General features: G+C 62.1%; 3 protein-coding genes. 2 read left to right on the top strand and 1 reads right to left on the bottom strand.

The window, feature by feature from the left end; translation table 11 throughout:
- Positions 1 to 192: 192 nt before the first annotated feature.
- The gene (locus JNL55_RS31805) at positions 193 to 2,166 is read left to right on the top strand and encodes a protein kinase domain-containing protein (protein ID WP_293864123.1); all 1,974 of its coding nucleotides are present in this window, start codon (positions 193 to 195) and stop codon (positions 2,164 to 2,166) included.
- Between the two features lie 28 nt (positions 2,167 to 2,194).
- On the opposite strand, the gene JNL55_RS31810 is transcribed toward JNL55_RS31805, so the two are convergent.
- Entirely contained in the window at positions 2,195 to 2,956 is a 762-nt protein-coding gene (locus JNL55_RS31810; RefSeq protein WP_293864126.1) for a class I SAM-dependent methyltransferase, read from the bottom strand.
- Positions 2,957 to 3,111: 155 nt separating this feature from the next.
- Between JNL55_RS31810 and JNL55_RS31815 the strand changes: the two genes are divergently transcribed.
- A partial coding sequence (locus JNL55_RS31815; RefSeq protein ID WP_293864129.1) for a glycosyltransferase family 4 protein occupies positions 3,112 to 3,489 on the top strand: 378 nt, incomplete at its 3' end.

The following is a 3,489-nucleotide window of genomic DNA, read 5'->3' on the forward strand; positions in this document are numbered from 1 at the left end:
ACCGGCGATCGATTTCCGAGCCGGCGCGGCCGACACCGTCAGCTGGTACCGAGCGCGCGGCTTGCTGCCGCGCCCTGCAGTTACGGAGGTCGCCGATAGACAATCGGCTTGAACACTATGTCAGCGAATTTTCACGGCTCTCATTATCGACCGCGCCATCGACGGCCCTGGCACCAACAGCCCAGACCGTCCATGGACCTCGACACGACCGCCGACGTCCACGACGAGCACACGGCCGATCTCACGCCTTCCACAGTCGACATCGTGCCCGCCGACGTGCCGCCTCCGGCGCTGGCTAGCGCTGCGCCTGAGCCCGTGCCTGCAGCCGAAGCGCCAATCGTCGCGAAGACGACCGAGCCTCGACTCGAAGTGAACGAGCCCATCGTCGCGAGGACGACGGAGCCGCCGCTTGAGGTGAACGAACCCATGGTCGCGCGCGAAGAGCGAGCGCCGTTGCCGTTCGGGCGCCGTGAGCCGTTCGTGTCGGCGCAGCCGACGACGTCCGCGCCGCGTGCGCCTGAGGTCTCATCACCGCGCGTGCCCGAGATCTCGTCGACGAGCGTGACTGAAGACGTCGGCGGTGGCGACGTCGCGAAAGCCACGACAACAGTCCCTAGCGCGCCCGCGCCGGCGAAAGCCGTCGAGAGGCAGCCGCCTGCCTTGGCGCCCGGCAAGGTGCTCTGCGACCGTTACCTGCTCGAGCAGGTCATCGGCTGCGGCGGCACCGCCATCGTGTTCCGTGCTCGCGACATGCTGTCCGCGAAAGGCACGGCGCCCAACATTCAGGTCGCCATCAAGACGCCACGCCCCGAGCTGGGCGATCCCGAGCGCGCGGCGAAGCGACTCAAGCACGAGTTCGAGCACGCCAAGCTGCTCTCGCATCCGAGCATCGTCCGCGTGCACGAGCTGCACGAAGACGAAGGCCGCAGCTTCATGACCATGGAGTTGATCCAAGGCAAGCTGCTGTCTCAACTGCTGCGCGACTGGACCATGGTGCCGCCCGCACTGGCTCACAAGATCCTGAGCAAATGTGCCGAAGCCTTGCAGTACGCACACAGCCAAAACGTGGCCCACGGCGACTTCAAGCCCGGCAATGTTTTCATCACTGCCGATGAAGGCGTGCGCATCGTCGACTTCGGCACCGCGGCCGGCCCGAGCACCAACGAGTCACGCATTCCCGCCGGCACGCCGACCTATGCGAGCCCCGAAGTACTCAGTGGCGAAACCCCTGACGCGCGCGATGACGTGTTTAGTTTTGCTTGCGTAGCGTACGAGCTCCTTACCGGGCAACACCCGTTCGGCAGACAATCGTCGCTGCAAGCTCGCGACGAAGGAAAGATTCCGCCGCGAGCATGGAACCTCTCGACCTCGCAGTGGCTCTCTTTGCTTTCAGCTCTGTCATGGAAGCGAGAGCAGCGTCCCACCGGTGTTGAGGATCTGCTCACTCGCTTGAGTCCGGAGCGACCGGTGGCCATTGCGCCCGCACCGGTTCACGCCGATCCCGAGGAAGTTGTGCCAGCCGAATTGCCTGCAGACTTGATGCCCAAGCAGCGCAGCTGGGGATTTTTCGCATTCATCGCCTGCGCGTTGCTGGTCACGTATTTCGCGTTCCAGCGCCAGAATGCTTCGGATGACGGCGAGGCGCCGACCGCGCCCATCGTGCCTGCAGTATCGGCATTGCCGCCGGCTCCAACACCTGCCGTTATGTCACAACCTGCGCCGGCAGAAGTAACAGCAACGCCAGCACCGGAACCTGAGGCTGCGACGGTTACGCCCGAAGCAACCAAAGCGCCAGTGACTGCCGCGAAACCACGGCCCGCGGCACCGATGAGTGAAATCTCGTTCGAGTCCTCGAGCATCGTCACCAGCGAGTCGTCGGTAGCAGCGGTGTTTCTGATCAAACGTTCGCAGCCGTTGACCGGCCGCGTCAGCGTCAGTTGGAAGACCATCAGCGGCACCGCCGACGCAGGCATCGATTTCGCGTCCGGCGCTTCGGGCACAGTGACGTTCGCCGACGGACAGGCACAACGCGCGATCTACGTTCCTCTACGCAACGACTTGCTCAAGGAAGATGATGAAACGTTCTACGTGGAGTTGGTCGCACCCAAGTCAGCGCGCTTGGGCAAGGTCGCGCGCGCTCAAGCCATCATTCGCGACGACGATTGATCTAATAAATTGATCTGAACAACACGGATCAGCTGCGGATCGCCACCGCAGCCACTTTCTTGCTCAGCACTTTGACTTTCTTGCCGTACATGCGGAACAGGATGCGCATGCCGAATTCCAGCAGGCCGGTGACTGCCAGGCCGACATAATTCAGCGGATTCTTCCAGAACACATACAGCTTCAACGCGAACGGTTTGATGTCGCGAAAGCCGCCGAGCTGCAACAGCTGGCCCAGGCTGTATTCGGTGACGATGTAAAAATGGTCGATGTTGTGAGCAAGGTTTTCAGCGCCGACGAACGGATTGGCGCCATTCATGGCATAGACGATGGTGCGGCCGCCTGGGCGTAGCGCCGCGTGACAGAGCTGCAGAAATTCGATGGTCTCTGCGTGAGTGAGGTGATTCAGTTCCTGCTCCGGAATGATCACGTCGAATTCGGCGCGGCACTTCTCCAGATACGGAAATGCTTCAGCAGCCTCGCACGGCAGATTATGACGGCGCGCATGTTCGACCTTGGCCAGATCCGAGTCGATGCCGATGACGTTCTTATAGCCCGCCTGAGCGAGCACCTCGACCAAGTAGCCCGGCCCGCAGCTCACCACCAGAATTTTCGCGGACTTATCCTCCGGCAGATGGCCCAGATAGTTGGCGCGATAGTAAGCGGCGAACGAGCGATAACCGGCTTCGATGTCGGCGGGAGCTTGCCAATACGAATCGAACGGCTCCAGACGCGCCGCTAATACTCGACGTTGCGGCGCCGCGCGTTCGGTAACGATGGGCTGAGCACTCATGATCGAACATCTCCCCAACATCCGCAGTAACGACTGACCCGCGAGGTCATTCGGCTAAAGCCGCCCGACGTGCGAAATGTTCCCACGAGCGCTGGCAAAGTTACATGCTAGTAACCCACAACTGGCGGCATGGAACTTGCTCCTGCTCTGGCACGATGCGCATCCTTTTTTGTAACTACGAATACCCCCCGCTCGGCGGCGGCGGCGGTGTCGTCATGGCCGCTCTGGCCCGACAATTGGCGCGCCGTCATGAAGTCACAGTGCTCACGTCGCGGGCCGGAGACTTGCGAGCCGACGAGCGCGATGGCGGCGTGCGAATCGTGCGAGTGCCGGTGTTCTTTCGCCGCGAATTAGCCGTCGCGAACTTTCCCTCGATGGCCGCCTATCTGCCTACTGGCTTCATGCGAGGCCTGCGTTTCAGCCACACCGACTTCGACGTCATCAACACTCATTTCGTGGTGCCGACCGGACCGCTGGGACATGCGCTGTCTCGCTGGCATGACGTGCCGAATGTTTTGTCCGTGCACGGCGGC

The organism is Steroidobacter sp., from assembly GCF_016790065.1.
Taxonomy (GTDB): domain Bacteria; phylum Pseudomonadota; class Gammaproteobacteria; order Steroidobacterales; family Steroidobacteraceae; genus Steroidobacter.

Coding starts and splice junctions, on each gene's coding strand:
- JNL55_RS31805 (WP_293864123.1), top strand. CDS start 193: ATGGACCTCGACACGACCGCCGACGTCCACGACGAGCACACGGCCGAT.
- JNL55_RS31810 (WP_293864126.1), bottom strand. CDS start 2,956: ATGAGTGCTCAGCCCATCGTTACCGAACGCGCGGCGCCGCAACGTCGA.